Below are 21902 nucleotides of genomic sequence, written 5' to 3' on the forward strand. Positions count from 1 at the left end.
TATGGAAGCAATCAAACTAACGAATATCAATAAAAGTTTTGGTGACGGTGAAAATCGGTTTCAAGTTCTAGATAACATTAACTTCACTGCTCAGCAAGGTGAACTAGATATCATCACTGGACCATCTGGATCTGGTAAAAGTACCCTTTTAACTATCATGGGTGCTTTACGTAATCCCGATTCAGGAACGGTGGAACTTAATCAAACGAAAGTTGATCAATTAAGTAGTAAGGCTAAAGATGATTTTCGGTTAAATCAAATTGGATTCATTTTGCAAGCTCACGATCTCGTTCCTTATTTAACGGTGCAACAACAATTTACGTTAGTCGATAAAGTCAGACATCAAGGTAATATGACTAAGGATGAATTAACTATTTTGATGCAAAAATTAAATATTGATAACTTAACCAATCATTTTCCAAACGAACTATCGGGTGGTCAAAGTCAACGAGTTACCATCGCCCGGGGATTATATACTAAACCCCAAATCATTTTTGCTGATGAACCTACTGCTGCGTTGGATAGTAAACGAGTCACCGAAGTTTGCCAACTGTTATCTGACCTAGCCAAAAAAGAACATCGTACGATTATCGTAGTCACCCATGACGATCGGGTAAATCAATATGCTGATCATATTTATAATTTAGTAGATGGAAAAATCAGTTTAATTAAATAAAAGAAAAAAATAACACCCTTAGAATTTAAAAATAATCCCGAGGGTGTTATTATATTTGATGAATCTTACATAATCGTATTAATTATGTCATCGACGGATTCATCGAGGTAGTAACTGTAAGCGTTGCTATCTTTTTTGATAGCTTCTATATCATTGCACACAATGTGAAAAATAACCAGTTCTTAAACTCTATTTATAGCCATTACAATAAAGCGAAACATCTAAGATTGCCATAAATAATGGTTGATTTTCTATAAATAATAATTATAATAAATCATGTAGCATTTGCTCACATCATAACGTTATACAAAACCACAATGGACCTGCCATAATTGTGGTTTTTGTTTATCTAAATTTTTTATTGACTATTAAATCGTTTACAAGTAAAGTTTACTAAAACTAGCTAAACAATCAGTAGCAAAGGCAGGTAAGCATTATGAAATTAACTAATGATTCACTTCGTGGTTTGTTTGGCATTGAAATTGAAGAACACCGTTATGATCTTCAGCGCCAATCACTTTCAAGAAATCAACATCATCCAGCCCTGGGTGATCGGAAAACCCAACCTTATTTTCAAACTGATTTTTCTGAAAGTATGGAAGAATTGGTAACCGCACCCCATGATACAATTCAAGCAACTTATCATCAATTACATAATTTACAGGCCATTTTACAAAGTAAATTGACTAAAAATGAAATCATCTGGCCTTTTTCTATGCCACCTAAACTAAATCCTGACGACGAAACGTACTTGAATAATACCTTTGAAAGATACTGGTATGCTGAATACCGGAAAACTTTAATTGCCAAATACGGTTTGTTCCAACACATTATGTGTGGAATTCATTTTAGTTATTCCCCTAGTGATGCAATCATTGCTGCTTTTCAAAAAGAACAACAAATCGCTGATTCTCAAGTTGCTAAAAACCAATTATTATTCAAAATTGCAAAAAATATCGTTGGATATAAATGGCTGCTCACCTATTTATTTGGTGCTGCACCAAAAGATCTCAATCCTGATGATGATTTACCAGAGAATATTAAAAATAAAACCGTTAAATCATTTCGTGCCAGTGATTTTGGTTTTACCAATAAAAGTAATATTAATGTCACTTACGATAATTTCGCTGATTTTCAAGCTAATATCAAACATCATATTGAAAATGGAGATTTATTTGCCAAAAGTGAATTTTACGGCCCGGTTCGGTTGAAATCATTAAGCGATGATGATGAAAATCGTATTGATTACTTAGAATTTAGAATGCTAGATAACAATCCGTTTTCCCAAAATGGATTAGATATCAGAACTCTTTATTTCATTCATTTGTTAATTATCGCTTCAATTTCCTCTGATATCGAATGGACCAAAGCTGAACTTGATGCGCACACGCATATCAATAATCAGATTGCATTAGGAAATCCATCTGCTAAATTACCAGAGCGATACGCTGAGCTCGCGCAGCAATTAATGCAACAGCTCGCCCAAATTAATCAGCAACTCCAGGTGCCTGAATTTACTAAAACCATTGCCTGGGTTAATGCTATGTTAGCTGATCCACATGAAACCATTTCTGGAAAATTGGCTAAAGCTGGCAATGAATTGGAACTTGGTGAAAAATTAGGCCTTAAATATAAACAACAATTTGCCAAAGATAACAGTTTCTTGGATGTCCCCAAGAACTTTCAAAAACTCTACGAACAAGCCTTAACGCACGGATATCACATCATTAATTTAACTGACGACCAGATTGAATTACAACATAACGATACTCAGAAAACTTTTACAGCAAGTGATGCTTTTAAACCATTTTAATAACTAAAAAATGTCTACCCATTAAGTTGAGTAGACATTTTTGTTTAGAACAATCCGGAAATTTTTCCGTCTTTATCAATTTTGATGTTTTCAGCAGCTGGATGTTTTGGCAATCCAGGCATCGTTAAAATTTTGCCAGTTAAGGCGACTAAGAATCCTGCCCCGAGTTTGGGCACAAACTCACGGACATGAATTTCAAAATCTTTTGGTGCAGCGAGTTTCTTTGGATCATCTGACAATGAATATTGGGTCTTTGCCACAATTACTGGCAGTTTATCCCAGCCTAATTTTTCATAACTAGCGAGTTGTTTCTTGGCATTGTCAGAAAGCACCACACCTTTTCCACCATAAATGGTAGTCACAATTTTGTTTAATTTATCAATGGCAGAATCATCTGGATTGTAAAGTGGCTTGAATTCAGCTGGTTTAGCAGTGGCTTTCACAACTTCCTTAGCTAATTCTCGTGCACCTTCGCCACCTTTAGCCCAGACATTAGCAGGTACCGCAGTGACCCCTAAATCTCTGACATAGTCATCAACTAATTGAACTTCTTTGGCAGTATCAGAAGTAAATTCATTGACGGTTACTACGACGGGGATACCATAACGTTTCATACTCTTAATGTGTTGGCCTAAGTTACTTAAGCCATTTTTAAGCGCTTTTAAATCTTCTTTTTCGAGTTCATTTTTTGCTAATCCACCATGCATCTTAAGTGCGCGGACCGTTGCGACAATCACAATGGCATCGGGATGTTTGCTTAATAATGGCGTTTTTACATCAAGGAATTTTTCCCCACCTAAGTCAGCCCCAAATCCAGCTTCAGTAACGGCAAAATCACCAAGTTTAAGTGCTGTTTCAGTGGCTTGAATCGAGTTGGTTCCTTGAGCGATGTTGGCAAACGGACCACCATGAATTAACGCTGGAGTATGTCCGATGGTTTGAACCAAGTTGGGATGAATTGCATCTTTTAATAAAGCGGTAATTGCACCACCAACTTTGAGCTGTGCAACTGTGACTGGTTGTTTGTCATAAGTGTAACCTACCACAATCCTATTAATTCGGTTTTGTAAATCTTCCAAATCAGTCGAAAGCGTCAAAATAGCCATCAATTCAGAGGCTGCAGTAATGTCGAACCCACTTTCACGTGGCACTCCACTAAAACGACCACCCAGACCCATCACGACATTCCGTAGTTCACGGTCATTAACATCAATCGTACGTTTCAAAAGTAATTGACGGGGATCCAAATTCAATGGGTTACCTTGATAAATACTATTATCTACTAAGGCGACTAATGTGTTTTGGGCAATCGTTAACGCGTGGAAATCTCCGGTTAAATGCAAGTTAATGTCTTCCATCGGAACCACTTGTGAGTATCCACCCCCGGCAGCTCCGCCTTTCATCCCCATGACAGGCCCTAAAGATGGTTCCCGTAAGGCCAAAATCGTTTTATGACCTTCAAGGTTCAAAGCATCCGCCAATCCAACTGCAACCGTTGACTTACCTTCTCCAGCTGGAGTTGGGTTAATTGATGTCACTAAAATCAACTTTCCGTCTTGGTTATCATGGAGTTTTTCATCGAATTCGACCTTAGCCTTGTCTCGACCATAAGGTACAACTTCGCTCGGTTTTAAGCCCACTTTTTGAGCAATTTCAGTAATCGGTAATTTTTGTGCCGCTTGGGCAATTTCAATATCACTTTTCATTGGGCAATCTCCTTTTTATTTTTCTGTTTACTCTTTGATTTTACGACATTATTGCCTTGAACGGGTAATTTAAAGTGAAATTTTGCATCACTAATAATGATGGTTCCAACTTGATTTGGATCATTGGTATTCCGGATTTCAATGGGAATCTGTTTTGCTTGCACTGGTTTAATTGCGGCTGGATTATAAATTTGTAAACCCAGATCAGCAAATTCCTGTAAACCAGTATAGGTTAGAAAATCGTAACGTTGCGCATCCGCATGCTCATTTGGATCAGCATCATAAATGCCACAAGTGTCCGTCCAATTTTCATATTTAGCTGCATTAACTAAGTTTGCTACAATTGCTCCCGACGTATCGCCACCACCACGAGTTAATAATTCAATCTGATGGTCTTTGTTCACCCCATAAAATCCTGGTACAATAAAATGCTCAATGTCTTTAGTTAAATGGTTAAGTCTAAATTTTGAAATTTGATAATCAACATTTCCTTGATGAATTACCAAAAAATGGCGTGCATCAATCAAAGGCCAGTCTAAATACTCTGCCATTAATCGAGCAGTAAAATATTCCCCCCGAGAAATTAAATTAGCATCCCGTAAATCAGCCAATTGGTCTAATTCGCTAACGTCAAAATCAAGCTGCAATTCTGCTACAATTGCACTTATTTTAGCTTTAATCTCAGCAATCACTTGGACTGCTCGTTCATCTGCTTGCTTCAATAACTCATTTAATTCAATTAATTGATCGGTTAACTTCACTTGATACTGATCACATTTACCAATTGCACGCACTACGACGACTTTGCGCGCTGGATTTGCATTTACAATTTGTTTTACTTTGAGAAATTATTGTGCATCCGCCACCGAACTTCCCCCAAATTTACAAACTAACATGATTTACACATTTATTTTTCCGCTTTAACAAAAGCTTGTTCCAGGTCAGCAATTAAATCTTCTGGATCTTCAAGTCCGACTGACAAACGTACCAATTGTGGAGTAATTCCGACTTTTTGGCGTTCTTCCACTGGCAACTCTGCGTGGGTCATGAAGTAAGGTAATTCGATCAAGCTTTCGACTGAGCCTAAACTCACAGCTAGCCAAATTAACTGACAACTATTCACGAATTTTTTAGCATCAACGTGATCTTTCAATTGGAAAGTAATCACCCCACCATAACCATTAAGTTCTTTTTTAGCAACTTCATCACTCGCATTTCCAGCTCGTCCAGGATAGTAAATCTTTTCAATATCTGATCCTTTAGTATCAAGATATTCCAATACTTTTTGCGCATTTTGGATGTGACGATCAAGCCGAACTGATAGAGTTTTAATTCCCCGAATCACTAAAATACAATCTTCAGGAGCTAAGATTCCTCCAACAGCATTTTGGGAGAAGTAAATTTGTTCACCGACTTCATCATTGTTAGTCACCACCAATCCGGCAATTACATCAGAGTGACCACCGAGATATTTAGTGGCAGAATGAATCACAATATCAGCCCCTAAATTCAAAGCTTTTTGGAGATAAGGGGTAAGAAACGTATTATCAATAATGGTTAACACGTTATGACGTTTAGCAATTTCAGATACCGCCTTAACACTAGTTACTTTCATGAACGGATTATCAATAGTTTCAAAGTAGATGGCTTTGGTATTTGGCTTAATCGCAGCTTCCACTTCGGCCAAATTTTGCGTATCGACTTGGGTAAATTCAATTCCAAGTTGTTTTAAATAATCATTAATCAAACGGAAAGTGCCACCATAGATATTCTTACTAACCACAATGTGGTCACCGGGACGGAAAATTGTAAACACTGCGTGGATGGCAGCACTACCAGAAGCAAAAGCATATCCATACTTGGCATCTTCTAACGCCGCAATTTGAGTTTCCAAATATTCCCGGGTCGGATTCAATGAACGAGAATAATCATATTTATTATCACCATCAATATCCTTAAAAGCATATGTCGTTGATTGATAAATCGGCACATTCACTGCCCCAGTATCGTTGTCATGTAAGTTGTTCAAACCTTTTCCAAAAACTAATTTCGTGTTAAATCCTGTCATAATAAATTCTCCTTTTTGTAATTTTTTCCATAAAAAAATCCCGCAGTCTGAATAGACTACGGGACGTAGATACGTGTTACCACCCTGGTTTTGACAAACATCACTGTCTGTCACTCGACAAGTACGTCACTGATTGTGAGATACTCTAACGCGGTAACGGGCGCACCCGAATTGAACTCACCGAAGCTCGCTCAATTGTTTAAATCAAAGACCATTTTCTGGTTCGCCACTACACCAACTTTCACCAAATGTCAGCTCTCTTTAGAAGTTTAAAAACCGTACTTATCTTTGCAACGTTTTTTGATTGATTTGAAGTTTACCGATTCCTAATTTATTTGTCAAACAGAAAAATCAATTTAAAATACCGAAAACTTTTTCGTAATATAGTACAAACTATTTTAAAAAAATTTTAGTTAATAATTTTTGTTGACAAAATAAAGCAAACAAGTTTAAAATTCATAACAATTTAAATATTCAGACGTCGACGAGAAGAGTAACTCTCACGAATTAGTTTTAAGTGAGCATCGCATAGTGCAAAGGTGCATCTAATTTTGAGTTACAGATGAACTCTGAGTCACGATTAATAGTGCAAGCTAACAATCCGGTAGGAACCGATAACTTCCCTGACATGTTTGTGTCGTTGAGGCTTTATTAGTGATGATAAAGCGAAGTTGGGTGGTACCGCGAAAGCTTTCGTCCCATGTATTTAGTTATACATGGAATGAGAGCTTTTTTATTTGCCAAAATTTAGGAGGAATTACTTATGTCAAAAGAAAAATTTGAAACACTACAAGTCCACGCAGGTCAAACCGTTGATGAAACAGGGGCTAGAGCCGTTCCAATTTATCAAACTACTTCATATGTCTTTAAAGATGCCGAACAAGCTGCCAATCGTTTTGCGTTAACTGAACCCGGAAATATCTACACGCGTTTAACTAACCCAACGACTGATGTCTTAGAAAAACGGGTGGCTGCCTTAGAAAATGGAACTAGTGCCGTTGCATTAGCATCCGGGGCCGCCGCGGTAAATGCTGCCATTACCAACATTGCTGAAGCTGGTGACGAAATTGTTTCCGCTAGTACCATCTATGGTGGAACTTACAATTTATTCAACGCTACTTTACCCAAATTAGGCATTAAAACACATTTCGTTGATTCTGATGATCCTGAAAACTTTGAAAAAGCAATTAATGAGCATACCAAAGCTCTTTATTTAGAAACCATCGGTAACCCTGATATCAATTTAAGTAACATTGATGAAATTGCCAAAATTGCTCATAACCATGGCATTTTGCTAATCGTCGATAACACGTTTGCTTCACCATACTTGTACCGTCCGTTAGATCATGGTGCTGATGTCGTGGTTGAATCTGCCACTAAATTTATTGGTGGTCACGGAACGACTATGGGTGGTGTGATTGCTGAAAACGGCAAGTTCGATTATCAAGCTAGTGGTCGTTATCCTGGATTTACTACTCCAGATACTCACTACAATGGCTTAGTTTTCGCTGACTTAAAACCCGGTGCTTTCACCACTAAAGTTAGAGCTGAAGTTCTTCGTGATACTGGAGCTGCGATTAGTCCGTTCAACTCATTCTTGCTCATTCAAAGTCTTGAAACTTTATCTTTACGAGTTCAACGACATGTCGAAAACACCCGCAAAGTCATTGATTATCTTGACCATAATGACAAAGTGGCTTGGATTAAATATCCAGAACTCAAATCCAGCAAATACCATAAGTTAGCCGAAAAAGATTTCCCCAATGGTGTGGGTTCCATTTTCACAATTGGCTTAACTGGTGGCGAAACTGCTGGTAAAAAACTCATCGAGAACTTACAACTTTTCTCATTACTCGCAAATGTCGGGGATGCTAAATCATTAATCATCCACCCTGCTTCTACCACTCACGCTCAATTAAACGAAGCAGAACTGAAAGAAGCTGGTATTACCCCTGACTTAGTTCGTATTTCAATTGGAATTGAAAACGTGGACGATTTAATTGCTGATTTAGATCAAGCACTCGCAAAAATTTAAAGGAGGTTAATCCCATGGGATGTATGAACATCTTATCTGGCTATGCCAAAAACAATCATCAACCACAACTCGACGCCATTAATTTATTGGTTTTAAACTTAATGCCCAATCGGGCCGAAACAGAACATCAAATTATCAGTTTGTTAAAACGGACGCCGCATAATTTCAATGTCACTTTCTGTCGGATGAAAAGTCATCACATTAAGCATTTTGATTCTGAAATCATTGCTAAATATGTTAGTTTGGCAGATATTCGGGACCAACATTTTGATGCATTGTTGGTAACTGGTGCACCCATTGATCAAAAACAATTTACTGACATTGATTATTGGGATGAATTCAAAACCTTCTTAGATTGGCGCAAAACTCACGTCAACACTAGTTTGTTTAGTTGCTGGGCCGCTTGGGCGGCTGGAACAGTTGATGAAGTTTTAACTGGTGTTCCCGTCACAGATAAAATTTATGGTGTTTATACAACCAATGGAATTACGATGCCCCATTCGCGTTATTTCAAAATTCCGCAAACTAGTGTCAAAGCTGATGTGCTAGCTGGCAATGATGAAATTGGCGCAACCGTGATCTTTGATCAGCAAACGAAATCATATTACGTCACTGGTCATTTTGAATATGGGACCACCACGTTAGCTAACGAATACTTTCGCGATGTTAAAAACGGTTTGCAAACTGCCGAACCCAAAAATTATTTCGATCAAAATCAGCATCCGCACAACACGTGGAATGCTGACGCCACTAAGTTCTATCGCCACTGGCTTAATCAATTTGCGACCACTGCTCAAAATTAATTCCCAAAAAATCATTGACAAAAAAATTAAAATTCTATAAACTACAAATCAATAAAGATATTGATGAGATAAGTAAGTTTTAGCGACAACCTAAAGAGAGCTGACATTTTGGTGAGAGTCAGCGTTGTTTAGAAACTGAAAATGGTCTCGGAATCGATTTAAATAAGGTGAGTCTTTCAGATAAGCCAAGTTCGGGTGCGCCCGTTACCGCGTTAGAGTATCTCATAGTAATATGACGTACTTGTTGAGTGTGATGTAGTAATGCATTGCAAAATCAGGGTGGTAACACGACGATTTCGTCCCGTAGTCTAATTTTAGACTGCGGGCTTTTTTTTACCCTTTTTTAGACAACCATTAGGACAAATTAAATTTCAACTACCTGAGGAGGTAACATTATGAGTACAAGTATTATCGGATTTCCACGTATCGGAGAAGATCGTGAACTAAAACATGCAACAGAAAAATATTGGAAACATGAAATTGATCAAGCTGAATTATTACGCATCGCTGATGAATTAAAAGCTAAGAACTGGAACAAAGAAGATGCCAAACTGGATTTAGTCAGTGCCGGTGACTTTTCATTCTTCGACAATGTCCTAGACGCTGCTAGTTTATTAAACATCACCCCTGCTCGTTACCGTGATTTAGGTTTAAACGAACTTGATGAATATTTTGCTGAAGCCCGTGGTTACCAAAAAGACGGTAAATCAGTAAAAGCTCTCCCAATGAAAAAATGGTTCAATACCAATTACCATTACATCGTGCCAGAAATTGATGACAAAACCAATATTAAAGTTGTTGGAAAACGTTTCTTCGAAGATGTGAAGAAAGCCTGCGAACATCATGAACACGTGAAGGCTTCCATCGTCGGACCTTACACTTTATTGAAATTAGCTCGCTACGTTGGTAAAAAACAAGCCGCCGATTTTGCTCCAGCCGTGATTGCTGCCTACCAAGACATCTTCAAACGTTTGAACGAAACCCATCTCGACTGGCTTCAACTTGATGAACCAGCTTTAGTTTTTGATTTAACTGACGCTGATAAAAAATTGTTCCATCAACTTTACGATGGTATTTTACAAGCTCCCCACAATTTCAAAGTTAACATTCAAACTTACTTCGGTGATGTGCGTGATATCTACCAAGATTTAATCGACCTTCCTTTTGACGGAATCGGATTAGATTTCTTAGAAGGTAAACAAACTGCTGACCTCGTTCGTAAATTCGGTTTCCCTAAAGACAAAACTTTATTTGCTGGTGTCGTAAACGGGAAAAACATCTGGCGTAACGAATACCAAAAGACGGTAGATTTACTTAAGAGCTTGCCCGTTGACGATAACTTAGTCATCACTACTTCATGTTCCCTTCTCCATGTACCTTACACCGTGGAAAACGAAACTGACTTAGACAAAGATTTAAAACAACATTTAGCCTTTGCCTACCAAAAACTTGATGAACTTCATGACTTAGATCAAATTTTCTTCCATGATAATCAAGCATTATTAGCTGAAAACCAAGCATTATTTGAAAACGTCAACCACCCTGCTAATCCAGCCGTAGCTGATCGTATCTCAGGCTTAACTGCTGCTGACTACACTCGTTTACCAGAACGAAGTGAACGTGAAAACATTCAAAAAGCTGAATTCAAGCTCCCTGATTTACCAACTACAACAATCGGTTCATTCCCCCAAACTAAGGATGTCCGTAAGAATCGTTCATTATACAAACACCACAAAATTTCAAAAGCAGAATACGACAAATTCAACAATGACAAGATTAAACGCATTATTGAATGGCAAGAAAAAGCCGGTTTTGACGTTCTAGTTCATGGTGAATACGAACGGAATGACATGGTGGAATACTTCGGTGAAAACCTCGACGGATTTGCCTTTACTAAGAAAGCTTGGGTCCAATCATACGGAAGTCGGGCCGTTAAGCCACCAATCATTTGGGGTGATGTGAGCCGTAAGAATTCAATCACAGTCGCTGCTTCAACTTACGCCCAAAGTTTGACTGATAAACCAGTTAAAGGAATGCTCACTGGTCCCGTAACCATCTTCAACTGGTCATTTCCCCGTGAAGATATCTCAGCTAAAGATTCCGTAACCCAAATTGCCTTAGCTATTCAGGATGAAGTGCTTGATCTTGAAAAACACGGTATTAAAATCATCCAAATTGATGAAGCTGCCTTACGAGAAAAACTTCCTCTTCGTCAAAGTGACTGGTTCAAAGAATACCTAGACTGGGCTATTCCAGCCTTTAAGTTAGTTCATAGTAAAGTTGAGCCAACCACCCAAATTCATACGCACATGTGTTACAGCGAATTCAACGATATTATCCCTGCCATTGATAACATGGATGCTGATGTAATTTCATTTGAAGCATCTCGTTCTGATTTATCAATCATCGATAAGTTGAAAGCTAACAATTTTGAAACTGAAGTTGGTCCTGGAGTGTACGATATTCACTCTCCTCGTGTCCCTAGTCAAGCCGAAATCTACAACGTGATTAACAACATTTTGGCTAAATTACCTGAAAGCAAAGTTTGGATTAACCCTGATTGTGGTCTTAAAACTCGTGGCGAAGCAGAGTCATTCGCCAGTCTCGAAAACCTAATCGCCGCAGTTAACCAAAAACGCGCAGAGTTAGGATAAATTATGAGTTTAAAAGACATCTTTAATGAAAAAACCGTATTTTCTTTAGAAGTCTTTCCCCCACGCACAGCTCAGGGTGAAGATAATCTAATCAATTCCCTCAGCGGAATCAAAAGTATCAAGCCCGACTTCATTTCCATTACTTTGGGTGCTGGAGGATCACAAAACAATAGTGCCATTGATTTGGCATCTACCATTCAAAATGATTTAAAAATTCCAACAATGGCGCATATTCCGGGTTTGTATCGCTCCAAAGCAGATGTAACAGAATTTTTACAACAACTAAATGACCATAACATCAAGAACGTTTTGGCGTTACGGGGTGATCACATTCCTGATCAACAACCCGTCGGTGATTTTAAATACGCATCCGAATTAGCTGAATTTATCAAACAACACGGTAACTTTGATATTTCTGGTGCCTGTTATCCGCAAAAACATCCGGAATCAAATAACTTTGTTGATGATACCCTTCATCTTAAGGAAAAAATCGATAATGGAGTGAGTCATTTAATTACCCAAATGATTTTTGATAACCAGGCTTTTTACGATTTCCGTGAACGCCTTCAGCTAGCTGGAATCAATATTCCGGTTGAAGTTGGAATTATGCCTTGTACGAATCGAAATCAAATCAAGCGCATTACGGAATTATCTGGAATTGAAATGCCTAAGAAATTTGTCGCAATCATGGATCGTTACGCTGATAACAAAGAAGCAATGCGGGATGCCGGAATCGCTTATGCCATTGATCAAATCGTGGACTTAGTTTCTAACGGAGTCGATGGAATTCATCTTTATACGATGAATAATGCTGAAAATGCCCAACGAATTTGGGATGCTACCCATACCCTTTTCGAAGCTACTAGCAATCAGCTCCAAAAGTCCTTATAATAAAACTTGTAACACAAAATATATCGGGGTAGGAACTAGCGCGTTAAGTGTCGATGGAACGGAATGTGAACGTCGAACGAAAAACTTAAACGTTTGCGATGCTAGTTCCGCATTCGCCACTAAGATCCGCCTTTTGGTGGCAGCTCCTGACTGGAGATGTCGAAATGGAAAGTTTCAAAAAATGGGGATTACGTCCCCTAAGTGTCAAAGGAATCAGTTATTTAGCAGTCTTAATGGCAATTGAGATTGTGTTGAGTCGGTTAGTCATCGGAAACGCCAATGTATCTTTCACATTTACATTCGTAGCCGTGGCCTTAATCGCACGTTGGTATGGACCTTTTTGGTCAGTTGGAATCGCTTTTATTGTAGATTTCATTCAAAATTTAATGAGTGGTCAGCCCTATTTCTTTGGGTTCACGGTTTCTGCGATGTTAGGCGCTTTGGTTTATAGCTTCGCCTTCTACAATCGCAAAAAGATTTCATTATTAAGCATTGTCCTGGTAGTCCTATTCATCACCATTTTTATTAATATCTTGATGAATACTCTCTGGGTATCAATTCTTGCTCATACTAACTTCTTCGCATTCTTGCCAATTCGAATTGTTAAAAACTGTATTTCCTTGCCTATCCAAATTGGTGTGCTTTACTGGATCTTGAATAATAAAAATATTAATCACATGAGACCTGAAGTATTTAAGTAATCAAAAAGCACTGAATTCTAAAAATTCAGTGCTTTTTTAGTTGAAAACCGTTTAAATATCGTATATTATACTCATAAACAACTATTAAATAAGTACAAGGGTGGTATATTATGAGTGAAAAGAAACGTATTCAAGTTCAAATAGATCAAGAACTAGCAAATAAAACTGAAGAGGTTCTTGAAGAATTAGGTTTAACGACCACAACTGCTATCAATATGTTTTTAAAACGTGTTGTTGCAACAGGTTCTATACCCTTTTCAGTAAATTTAACTGAAAGAGAAAAAAATTTAATTGGAATTCTCGATAAATCAAGACAACTTCCCGTAATTACTCTTAGTAGTAAAAAGGAAGTAGAGGATTGGTTTAATGATGAGAGTCAGGATTACTGAGGAAAATAATTTAGTAACACTTTTTGTAGCATTTAATAAAACTGGTAAGAGAAGACCCGTTTTAATTTTAGAAAAGAATGGGTCATTTTTATCATTTTTTAGGCTTTCAACCAAATACGATAATAAATCAGATGAAATAAAATCTGTTTATTATCCTTTGATAGACTGGAAACAATCTGGCTTAAGTAAACAATCATATATTGATGTAGGAACCGTTCTTAACGTGAACATTTCTAATTCTAGATTAAAGAAAATTGGCTCTCTTTCTGACAGAGATGTAGCTGGAATAAATCATTTAATGGAAAAACTACACCATCAATAATCCAAAAAGAACTGACCCCCATCCAGAGTCAGTTCTTTTTACATTTATTGATTATCTTGAAACCGTTTGTTTAGCAGCTCCAGTAGGACTAATTTGCGTTTGGAAACTACCTGCATCACCTTTATCAGTACCACGATATGATTGTAAGTGAATTTCTACTTTATTATTACCTTCGGGATAAAGCGTATAAGTATTCTTAATCCAAGTATCACCATCGTCATAATAAGTATTAATGGTCGTCATTGATGAACTACTGTTAACTAGTTCATCATCATTAAGTTCACTAGAATCATATCCAGCATTTCTTAAAATATCCATGGCTTCAGATTCACCAATTGGACCACTAGTAGATGAACTAGAATCGGAAGAATCAGAACTTGAGCTTGAATTACTTGCGGCACTATTGCCATCATTTGAATTACTCTTTTCAATGACTTTTTTTGTTTTAGTCGTTGTCTGTTGTTTTGGATGCATCATACTACTGGTAACTAGATAAACTCCACCACCAACGATGATAACTCCGAGCACTACAATCAAAGCAATTAAAATTCCTTTGAGTACCCCATCAGATTTAGGTTGCACTACTTGATGAGAAACTGAGCTATTAGTTGCTTGACTGCGGCTCATATTATTAGTTACTTTTGCACCACAGTTCGGACAAAATTCATCCCCATTTTTAACTTCATGTCCACAATTAGGACAATATTTTTTATCCATGATTATTCACCTTTCAACGCCTTAAGAATATCTTAATTTTAACCTTTTTACCCTCCAATTTACAATAAAATAAAACATCAGACCGAAATCTGGTGTTTTATTTTAGCGAACTGGTGGCATTCCAGGTTTAGGCGTTGGTGTACCAAAATACTTTTTCGCAAGTTTGGCTTCCGTCCCATCACGGTGTAATTCATCAATTGCTTTATTCAATTTAGTACGTAATGTCTTATCTTGTTTCCGCAATCCAACCGCATATTCATCTGGTGGAAATTGGGTATCAACTAATTTCAAAGGTACTGAAGACTTGTTGTGAGCAAGATAATATTTCGCATAGTCACCATCAATTAACACGGCATTAATCCGGCCGACTTTAACGTCGTTGATGGCTTTATCAAAAGTATCATATTGCACTGGCTTCGTTCCGAGATAATCCTTCAAGAATTGTGGGTGTTCATTAAACGAATCGAACCCCGATGATCCTGATTGGACACCTAACTGTTTTCCGTGCATATCCATCGGAGTATTAATTCCGGAATCAGCTCGTGTTAATAATACTTGGCGATCTTGGTGATAACCCTTAGTAAAAGCAGCGTGTTGTGCCCGTTCCGGCGTCATCGTGTAACCATTCCAAATGGCATCAATGTGACCCGTATTTAATTCGGTTTCTTTCATTGACCAGTCAATGACTTGGAATTTTGGCTTTAAGCCCATCTTTTTAAAAGCGGCTTTGGCCATTTCCACATCGTAACCAATTAATTTACCATTCTTATCCCGGAAACCCATCGGAACAAAAGTATCATCAATTCCAATCGTAACCGTCTTTTGTTGGTGAACTTTATTCCAGGTATCAGTTCGGTGAGTTCCTTTATACCAGGCACCCGCCACTACTAATCCTAAAATCAAAATAATAATTAAATTTCCAAGCCAAGTTGGAAACTGCTTTTTCGTTTTCATCGTTGGACATCCTTTGAGAAATCTAAAACTTTACCATTCAAACTTTGTGCAAATGGTAAATCATGAGTTACTACTAATTGAGTAGCTCCTTGACCTTGTAACTTTTTAATAATGGCAGTGACCCGGTCAGTTGATTTAGCGTCTAATCCTGAAGTTGGTTCATCATAGGCTAATACTCCTGGTTTCATTGCTAAAGCTCTGGCAATGGCCACTCGTTGTTTTTGTCCACCTGATAATTCAAAGGGATATTTATCCTGGTGTTCAGTTAAATCTAATTCATCCAATAATTCGGTAGCGGTTTTCCGATATTCATTTTTATTTTCTTTCGCTACGATTCGGGGAGCTAACGTAATGTTTTCTGTAACCGTATATTGCGGAAACAAGTTGAAATCTTGAAAGATAACACCCACTTCTGATCCTTGACGCGTTCCATCAATCGCTAAGTTGTTACCGTCGATACTAATTGAACCACTATCAGCGGCAATTAAGCCGGATAAGATATTCAAGAAAGTGGTTTTCCCAATTCCAGAAGGTCCAACAATGGTTAAAACTTGGCCTGGTTCAACTTCAAAAGATAAATCTTTAAAAACTGTACGACCATTATATGATTTAGTTAAATTTTTAATTGCTAACATGTTGTCCTCCTAACGGTAGTAATTCAAGCGTTTTTCAATGTAACGCATAATTAAAGTGAAAATCATCGTCAATAGTAAGTAAAATACCCCAACTAATAAATATGGAACTAAAGTAACATCTCTTGCCACATCAATCGTTCCAGCCCGCATCAAATCTCCAAGCCCAATTACATAAACTAACGAAGTATCCTTAACCAAGTTAATAACTTCATTTCCAACTGATGGCATCACGGTTTTAATCACTTGAGGCAAAGTAATGTAACGGAAAGTTTGCAACTTATTCATTCCCAATACTTTGGCACCCGCATATTGACCAGCTGGTACGGCTTGAATTCCCCCACGGAAAATTTCGGCAAAGTAAGCGGCGTAATTCAAAACGAATGTGAAGACTGCTGCTTCAAATCTTGGTAATACTGCAATGTTAGCCAAACTCAAACCATAGTAGACGAACACAATTTGAAGTAACAACGGAGTTCCCCGCATGATTGTGATATAGATATTAGTAATCCAACGTAATGCGAAGAAACGTGAGCGTTGTGCCATTGACACAATCACTCCTAACGGCAATGAAAAAATCAAAGTTAGGAAGAAAACTCCTAAAGTTAATTTCAACCCATCCAATAAGCTGGGTAATATTTCTAAGATATAGTGCATTTTAAGTCCTCCATTAATTTATCACCAAAACAAAAAAGTCCTCAAGTTATCAGATTGATAACTTGAGGACGATTCGTTCGTGATTCCACCTCTGTTCAGCCTAGCATTACTACTAGACTCTCAGGCACCTTACTTTTCTAGAATGTAAGGTGTAGCATTTAACGACGCCGGCCGGATATAGTTTTGCTATATCAATGATCACGAGTGTGGTTCGCCTATGCTACTGGTCACTTTTCAGCTACGTGACTCTCTCGGTCAGCACCGATAGGTTACTCTTTCGTTCATATCGTTAATTGAATTATATGTTGGATTTAAGAAAATAGCAACCATTAATTACAAAAAACTTAATTTTATCTATGTTTTCTTCCAAATAGACCAAATACAGAGCCTTCATCTTCGTGTTCTTCATGTTTTGGTGCTTGAGATGGAGTTGCTAAAGATGAATTAGAATCTTTTTCAAAGTGAATATTGATTGATTGACCTAAGTTAGCATGGTCAATTGGATATGGAGTATTTCCAATCAATTGATCACCAAATTGATCAATAGCAACGTATCCAGGAATGGTTGGAATCATTGGATCAATGGCAGCATTAGCAAAGTTAGGGTTATTTGGATAAGTGATTGGTTCAACTCCAGGAACATCTGGAACTAATTGACCAAGGTCACCATATTGAATGTTTTCCTTAACGTTACTCATTGACTTATCAACTTCAGCAGAAGGTAACATTGCTTTGTTAGCAAAGTAGCCTTTCACAACTGGAGCTTTAACTGCCTTAAATTCAGCATTAGCAGTTGTCCAAGTAGTGTAGGCTACTTTTCCGGTTACTCGGTTAATCTTAGCGTCACGCTTAAATTCAACTGTTGAAATATTAGGAGCGGCAACCGCATTACCTTGAGCATCCACAAAATTGATGGTTCTAGTAACGTGTTTAACCAAACTATCAATTCCACTACCAGCTGGGTATTTAATTGCTGCATAGGCTGCATTAATTGCTTCACCTGGCTTACCAGGTTTTTCAGGAGTTACAAGGGTAATTCCTTCAGCTGGTTGAACCTTAACAAGGGTATTTTCAGTGCCAAATTTAATTTGACTAGGAACGTTAGAAACGTCATAACCTTTATTTCTTAAGGCTTTAACTGTTTCAGCAGAATTATATCTAACGGTTTCGTTTGAACGTCCACCAATAGTATCCTCTGCAAGCACTTTACCAGTTGCCGTTACATAAGTAATGGTAGCCAATTGTTTGTTAGCAGTGTAGACAACGTTCTTGATATCATCTTGTCCCGCCACAATATCAAAGTGTACAGTTTCTGTTGCTGGTGTGTAACCTTTCATATCAGGAGCTGCTATATCAACGCTAGTACTTTCTGAAGTAGTCCATGGAGTGTAAGTTACCTTACCAGATACTAAGTCAATTTCAGCATCACGTGAGAAGTGTACTGTCTTGCTTGCGTTGGCAGGAGCAGTCGCACCGTTATCAGTTTGGTAATGAACTGTGACAGTAGTGTCATTGTTCAAGTCCTTAACGCCTACGCCAGCTGGATATTTAGGTCCATTTACGTTACTTGGATCAACTAAAAGACCACTTGCTTTTGGTGAAGTATGGTCAACAGAAACAATGTTATCAGTTAATTTAACTGAAACGGTTTGATCAGTAGTTTCAAATCTAATCTTAGTTGGTAACTTAGGAACATTGTATCCACGATTAATCAAAGTTTGAACTGAGTTGCTAGAATCGTAAGCTACACTAGTGTTTGATTTACCACGTACCATGTCGCTTAAGACTTCTTCTCCCTTAGTATCAAGGTAGACAATCTTAGCCATTTGAGTTTGAGCAGCATAAACGACTTCTTTAGTATCATCAACTGAGCCATCAAAGCTAACAATTCTTTGATCTGGAAGATAACCGCTCATAGCTGGTGATTCAATACTTGTGTTATCAATTGTTGTCCAAGCAGTATAAGTAACGTCTTTCGTAACTAGGTTAACGCGGGCATCTCTAAAGAATTGCACAACTTTAGTATTTTCAGCTGGTGCTGGAGTATCATCATCAGTTTGGTATTTAACCGTAAAGTTAACTGACTTGTTCAAATCGTTTTGAGCAACTCCAGCAGGATATTTAGGTCCAGTTGGGTTACCATCATTTACTAAGCTACCATCGTTCTTAGGATTAGCATGATTCAAGGCCACAACGGCTTCTTTAATCTTAACTACTTGAATTTGACCAGAGTTACCAAAGTGAATTTCAGAGAAGACTTTTGGTACTACATAACCCATGTCTTCAAGGGTTTTAACAACTGCAGAACTATCGTAAGCTACTACTTCGTCTGAATGACCTTGAACAGTGTCATTAGCAATCACTTTTCCGTTTTCGTTTACAAAGTTAATTGAAGCTGTTTGAGTTTGTGCACTATAAGTAATGACCTTTTCAACTGGATTTTGAGCACTAACTGCAACGGAAGCATCATTGTTATCAGGGGTATATCCTTCAATGGTTGGTGAAATCATGCTTACTTCAACAGTATTACTATGCTTATCGTCGTTAGTAGCTTGCCATTCGTTGTAATGAACTTGACCAGTAGTTAAATCAATTCGAGCTTTCCGGTCAAAATCAACTGTAATTACTTTAGGAAGATCAGCTTGGCGCCCATCTTCAAATTGATAAACAAATTTAACTTTAGTTTGGTTGCTTAGTCCCTTACGATCAGTTCCATATGGGAAAAGCATCGTATTGGGACGATTACTATCAATTGGTTCCCCTGGTTTACCTGGTTTGCCGAATGAAACGTTCACAATTTCATGTTTTAAAGTAACATCATATTTCTTGTAATCAACACTTTCAAAATTATCTGGTACTCGGTTATCAACTAAGACATATCCAGCACCCAAATAATCATTAATTTGCTTGTTAATCACATCGTCCATTGGATGATTAGTTTTTCCAGTTACTTCAATATTATTAAGCACTGTGTCGGTCGTTTCATCAATAAAGTTAACTTGAGCATGTTGGGCATCAGCATGATAAGTAATTACTTGTTGGAATGGACGACCAGGAATAATGGTACTATCCACAAACGTCACATCAGGATTGTAGCCAGTTACTTTTGGTGATTCAATTTTGATTTCGTTTTCTTTGTCAGTTCTCCAAGCAGAGTAACTAACTTCACCAGTAGTGGTGTTTAAATAACCATCACGGGTAAATTTAATTTGAAAATCAACGGAAGTGGGAGCTGTACTACCATCTTCCATAACGTACTTAATTTTAATGGGAGTAACGCTAACTAAGTATTTTTCCCCAGTAGTTTCTGGATACTTCATCCCATCTGGATTATTAGGATCAACTGGTTCTCCTGGAACTCCTGGTTGATTAGATGTTAGTTCAATTACGTCAGCATCATCAATATTCATTTTGCTATTTTCAGCTGCTAAAACACTATCATCAACTTCATCATAAATAATCTTGCATTTTTTGGCACTTTCTCCGGCTTTAACAGTAATATTAATCTCAGTATCAGATTTATCACTTAATTCATAGCCTTCAAGTCGAGGAGCTTCAAAACTTAATGCTTGTGGTTCGCTCCAGTCACTGTAGCTAACAATTTTATCAGTCTTTTTGTTAACTTCAGCTGAACGAACGAAAATTGCCGTTTTAGTTTCTTCACCAATTTTATCGCCATCTTGATTTACGTAGATAACCATAAAAGGAACTAGGTTAACTAAACCTAGTTTTTTGTCATTTTCATCAATCTTTGGAACATTATCAACAACTTTGGCTGATTCCTTTGGATTAATCAATTTATTGCTCATATTCTCATCACGATTTCAATTATTTTTTAAGAATAAAAAGACCAAATAGGTGGTTAATGAAGCGGTCTAGTAATTTTTATTTCAGTTGTATTAATTGTACAACATTATCAGCCTTCTGTAACACGATAAAGTGCATAACTAATGCTTTAGTAATTTAATAAAAACTATACGAATTGTAAAAAACTGTCATGATTATTTACCTCTAACTTTCCCCCACTCACTAGCGCCAAACGCCTTACAATGTTATAATCTTGATATTAAACAAACTGATTTTTAACAATTAGTACGTAGTGATTTTCACTACAATGTTTAGTTTAAATGGATTTATTTTACACACTCTGTGCGTAGTTTGACCGTTTTTATTACATAATTAATGATGGGATTTAACGTGATTTTTAATCATGCTAAATCCAAAAAGTAACACCGACATGTAACTATAAAAGGCAAATTTTCAATTAGGTAAGAGATGGATAGAATGAATAAAAATAAATCTAGGGATTTAATTGCAAAAGCATTTTTGAATCAAGTTTCTTTAATGCCTCTTTCAAAGATAACTATTAAATCAGTAGTTGAAGCTACTAGTCTTTCACGAAGATCGTTTTATAACAATTTCAACGGCATCTATGATGTCATTGTTTATGTTGAGGAATCAATCGATGATGATATATACAACAAAATCGAAGAGATTGATGTTACATCTATCGATGATCCCGTCAAAAAATTAATTGAAGTTGTTCCAGAACTAATTTACGCTAAACGTGATCAAGAAAAAATCATGTATAGCCCTAATCTTCGTGGTGTCTGGGGTGCTTATTTGGAAGACAAATATACTGACTTAACGATGAAGACCGTTTTTAAAAATTACACGTCAACTGAAATACCTAAAAAAGTTGCTTGTCATTACTTCATCCAATCATTTTTGTATATTGTAGGAATTTGGATTACACAACCAGTGCCGGAGAAACCAGAAAAATTCAAGAAAATTTTTGAAACTCTCATGAAAACTTCCATGATAGAGTTACCAGAATTATAATCCTAAATAATTTATTAAAAAAGACGATAATAATTGTTATCG

The 21902-nt window shown here is 37.2% G+C and carries 18 protein-coding genes, 1 riboswitch and 1 other annotated feature; of the genes, 10 read left to right on the forward strand and 8 right to left on the reverse strand.

The genetic code is table 11. The features are described 5' to 3' along the window. The first annotated feature begins 1 nt into the window (after position 1). Both ACQW5G_RS03000 and ACQW5G_RS03005 read left to right on the forward strand, forming a co-directional pair. Complete coding sequence (locus ACQW5G_RS03000; RefSeq protein WP_429971594.1) at positions 2–676, forward strand: ABC transporter ATP-binding protein; 675 nt, start codon at positions 2–4, stop codon at positions 674–676. A gap of 436 nt (positions 677–1112) precedes the next feature. Continuing rightward, entirely contained in the window at positions 1113–2489 is a 1377-nt protein-coding gene (locus ACQW5G_RS03005; RefSeq protein ID WP_429971595.1) for a glutamate--cysteine ligase, read from the forward strand. A 44-nt stretch (positions 2490–2533) separates the two neighbouring features. Here ACQW5G_RS03005 and ACQW5G_RS03010 read toward each other — a convergent pair whose 3' ends face one another. From ACQW5G_RS03010 to ACQW5G_RS03020, 3 genes are all read right to left on the reverse strand, one after another. Then, complete coding sequence (locus ACQW5G_RS03010; protein ID WP_429971596.1) at positions 2534–4195, reverse strand: formate--tetrahydrofolate ligase; 1662 nt, start codon at positions 4193–4195, stop codon at positions 2534–2536. Next, positions 4192–5025 (reverse strand): hypothetical protein, encoded by an 834-nt coding sequence (locus ACQW5G_RS03015; RefSeq protein ID WP_429971875.1) that lies wholly within the window; start codon positions 5023–5025, stop codon positions 4192–4194. Before ACQW5G_RS03015 ends, ACQW5G_RS03010 begins: the two co-directional genes overlap by 4 nt. A 77-nt stretch (positions 5026–5102) precedes the next feature. Then, positions 5103–6263: a trans-sulfuration enzyme family protein gene (locus tag ACQW5G_RS03020; protein ID WP_429971597.1), complete on the reverse strand. Its 1161-nt coding sequence runs from the start codon at positions 6261–6263 to the stop codon at positions 5103–5105. Between the two features lie 763 nt (positions 6264–7026). Here ACQW5G_RS03020 and ACQW5G_RS03025 point away from each other — a divergent pair. The 7 genes from ACQW5G_RS03025 to ACQW5G_RS03055 all read left to right on the forward strand — a co-directional run bounded on the left by ACQW5G_RS03025 (position 7027) and on the right by ACQW5G_RS03055 (position 14058). Further along, a complete protein-coding gene (locus tag ACQW5G_RS03025; protein ID WP_429971598.1) occupies positions 7027–8298 on the forward strand; it encodes an O-acetylhomoserine aminocarboxypropyltransferase/cysteine synthase family protein in 1272 nt (423 codons plus the stop codon). Between the two features lie 14 nt (positions 8299–8312). Then, positions 8313–9101, forward strand: a complete 789-nt coding sequence (locus ACQW5G_RS03030) for a homoserine O-acetyltransferase/O-succinyltransferase family protein (protein ID WP_429971599.1) — start codon at positions 8313–8315, stop codon at positions 9099–9101. A 51-nt stretch (positions 9102–9152) separates the two neighbouring features. Continuing rightward, positions 9153–9408: a binding site (T-box leader), on the forward strand. An 88-nt stretch (positions 9409–9496) separates the two neighbouring features. Further along, positions 9497–11755: a 5-methyltetrahydropteroyltriglutamate--homocysteine S-methyltransferase gene (gene metE, locus ACQW5G_RS03035; RefSeq protein WP_429971600.1), complete on the forward strand. Its 2259-nt coding sequence runs from the start codon at positions 9497–9499 to the stop codon at positions 11753–11755. Between the two features lie 3 nt (positions 11756–11758). After that, positions 11759–12646: a methylenetetrahydrofolate reductase [NAD(P)H] gene (metF, locus tag ACQW5G_RS03040; protein ID WP_429971601.1), complete on the forward strand. Its 888-nt coding sequence runs from the start codon at positions 11759–11761 to the stop codon at positions 12644–12646. Positions 12647–12668: 22 nt separating this feature from the next. Then, a riboswitch (THF riboswitch) is annotated at positions 12669–12767 on the forward strand. Positions 12768–12810: 43 nt separating this feature from the next. Then, entirely contained in the window at positions 12811–13347 is a 537-nt protein-coding gene (locus tag ACQW5G_RS03045) for a folate family ECF transporter S component (RefSeq protein ID WP_429971602.1), read from the forward strand. A gap of 110 nt (positions 13348–13457) precedes the next feature. After that, on the forward strand, positions 13458–13736 hold the full coding sequence (locus ACQW5G_RS03050) for a type II toxin-antitoxin system RelB/DinJ family antitoxin (RefSeq protein WP_429971603.1): 279 nt from the start codon (positions 13458–13460) through the stop codon (positions 13734–13736). Beyond that, positions 13714–14058: a type II toxin-antitoxin system PemK/MazF family toxin gene (locus ACQW5G_RS03055; protein WP_429971604.1), complete on the forward strand. Its 345-nt coding sequence runs from the start codon at positions 13714–13716 to the stop codon at positions 14056–14058. The genes ACQW5G_RS03050 and ACQW5G_RS03055 overlap by 23 nt, the downstream gene beginning before the upstream one ends. A gap of 51 nt (positions 14059–14109) precedes the next feature. Here ACQW5G_RS03055 and ACQW5G_RS03060 read toward each other — a convergent pair whose 3' ends face one another. The 5 genes from ACQW5G_RS03060 to ACQW5G_RS03080 all read right to left on the reverse strand — a co-directional run bounded on the left by ACQW5G_RS03060 (position 14110) and on the right by ACQW5G_RS03080 (position 20827). Beyond that, the gene (locus ACQW5G_RS03060; protein WP_429971605.1) at positions 14110–14775 is read right to left on the reverse strand and encodes a zinc-ribbon domain-containing protein; all 666 of its coding nucleotides are present in this window, start codon (positions 14773–14775) and stop codon (positions 14110–14112) included. Between the two features lie 102 nt (positions 14776–14877). After that, the gene (locus ACQW5G_RS03065; protein WP_429971606.1) at positions 14878–15729 is read right to left on the reverse strand and encodes an amino acid ABC transporter substrate-binding protein; all 852 of its coding nucleotides are present in this window, start codon (positions 15727–15729) and stop codon (positions 14878–14880) included. Then, on the reverse strand, positions 15726–16364 hold the full coding sequence (locus tag ACQW5G_RS03070) for an amino acid ABC transporter ATP-binding protein (RefSeq protein WP_429971607.1): 639 nt from the start codon (positions 16362–16364) through the stop codon (positions 15726–15728). Before ACQW5G_RS03070 ends, ACQW5G_RS03065 begins: the two co-directional genes overlap by 4 nt. 9 nt (positions 16365–16373) lie before the next feature. Next, positions 16374–17018 carry an amino acid ABC transporter permease gene (locus ACQW5G_RS03075; RefSeq protein ID WP_429971608.1) on the reverse strand — a complete coding sequence of 215 codons (645 nt, stop codon included), beginning with the start codon at positions 17016–17018 and terminating at the stop codon, positions 16374–16376. A 350-nt stretch (positions 17019–17368) separates the two neighbouring features. After that, the gene (locus ACQW5G_RS03080; RefSeq protein ID WP_429971609.1) at positions 17369–20827 is read right to left on the reverse strand and encodes a mucin-binding protein; all 3459 of its coding nucleotides are present in this window, start codon (positions 20825–20827) and stop codon (positions 17369–17371) included. Between the two features lie 475 nt (positions 20828–21302). Between ACQW5G_RS03080 and ACQW5G_RS03085 the strand changes: the two genes are divergently transcribed. Continuing rightward, positions 21303–21860 carry a hypothetical protein gene (locus ACQW5G_RS03085; protein WP_429971610.1) on the forward strand — a complete coding sequence of 186 codons (558 nt, stop codon included), beginning with the start codon at positions 21303–21305 and terminating at the stop codon, positions 21858–21860. Positions 21861–21902 lie beyond the last annotated feature (42 nt).

The sequence above is a fragment of the Fructilactobacillus sp. Tb1 genome (genome assembly GCF_050500285.1).
Classification (GTDB): Bacteria; Bacillota; Bacilli; order Lactobacillales; family Lactobacillaceae; genus Fructilactobacillus.

Excerpts from the sequence above, each read along its gene's own strand:
- ACQW5G_RS03075 (WP_429971608.1), bottom strand. The coding sequence starts at position 17,018 with ATGCACTATATCTTAGAAATATTACCCAGCTTATTGGATGGGTTGAAA.
- metF (WP_429971601.1), top strand. The coding sequence starts at position 11,759 with ATGAGTTTAAAAGACATCTTTAATGAAAAAACCGTATTTTCTTTAGAA.
- ACQW5G_RS03060 (WP_429971605.1), bottom strand. The coding sequence starts at position 14,775 with ATGGATAAAAAATATTGTCCTAATTGTGGACATGAAGTTAAAAATGGG.
- ACQW5G_RS03085 (WP_429971610.1), top strand. The coding sequence starts at position 21,303 with ATGAATAAAAATAAATCTAGGGATTTAATTGCAAAAGCATTTTTGAAT.
- ACQW5G_RS03080 (WP_429971609.1), bottom strand. The coding sequence starts at position 20,827 with ATGAGCAATAAATTGATTAATCCAAAGGAATCAGCCAAAGTTGTTGAT.
- ACQW5G_RS03010 (WP_429971596.1), bottom strand. The coding sequence starts at position 4,195 with ATGAAAAGTGATATTGAAATTGCCCAAGCGGCACAAAAATTACCGATT.
- ACQW5G_RS03065 (WP_429971606.1), bottom strand. The coding sequence starts at position 15,729 with ATGAAAACGAAAAAGCAGTTTCCAACTTGGCTTGGAAATTTAATTATT.
- ACQW5G_RS03070 (WP_429971607.1), bottom strand. The coding sequence starts at position 16,364 with ATGTTAGCAATTAAAAATTTAACTAAATCATATAATGGTCGTACAGTT.
- ACQW5G_RS03055 (WP_429971604.1), top strand. The coding sequence starts at position 13,714 with ATGATGAGAGTCAGGATTACTGAGGAAAATAATTTAGTAACACTTTTT.
- ACQW5G_RS03050 (WP_429971603.1), top strand. The coding sequence starts at position 13,458 with ATGAGTGAAAAGAAACGTATTCAAGTTCAAATAGATCAAGAACTAGCA.
- ACQW5G_RS03045 (WP_429971602.1), top strand. The coding sequence starts at position 12,811 with ATGGAAAGTTTCAAAAAATGGGGATTACGTCCCCTAAGTGTCAAAGGA.
- metE (WP_429971600.1), top strand. The coding sequence starts at position 9,497 with ATGAGTACAAGTATTATCGGATTTCCACGTATCGGAGAAGATCGTGAA.
- ACQW5G_RS03030 (WP_429971599.1), top strand. The coding sequence starts at position 8,313 with ATGGGATGTATGAACATCTTATCTGGCTATGCCAAAAACAATCATCAA.
- ACQW5G_RS03000 (WP_429971594.1), top strand. The coding sequence starts at position 2 with ATGGAAGCAATCAAACTAACGAATATCAATAAAAGTTTTGGTGACGGT.
- ACQW5G_RS03020 (WP_429971597.1), bottom strand. The coding sequence starts at position 6,263 with ATGACAGGATTTAACACGAAATTAGTTTTTGGAAAAGGTTTGAACAAC.
- ACQW5G_RS03005 (WP_429971595.1), top strand. The coding sequence starts at position 1,113 with ATGAAATTAACTAATGATTCACTTCGTGGTTTGTTTGGCATTGAAATT.
- ACQW5G_RS03025 (WP_429971598.1), top strand. The coding sequence starts at position 7,027 with ATGTCAAAAGAAAAATTTGAAACACTACAAGTCCACGCAGGTCAAACC.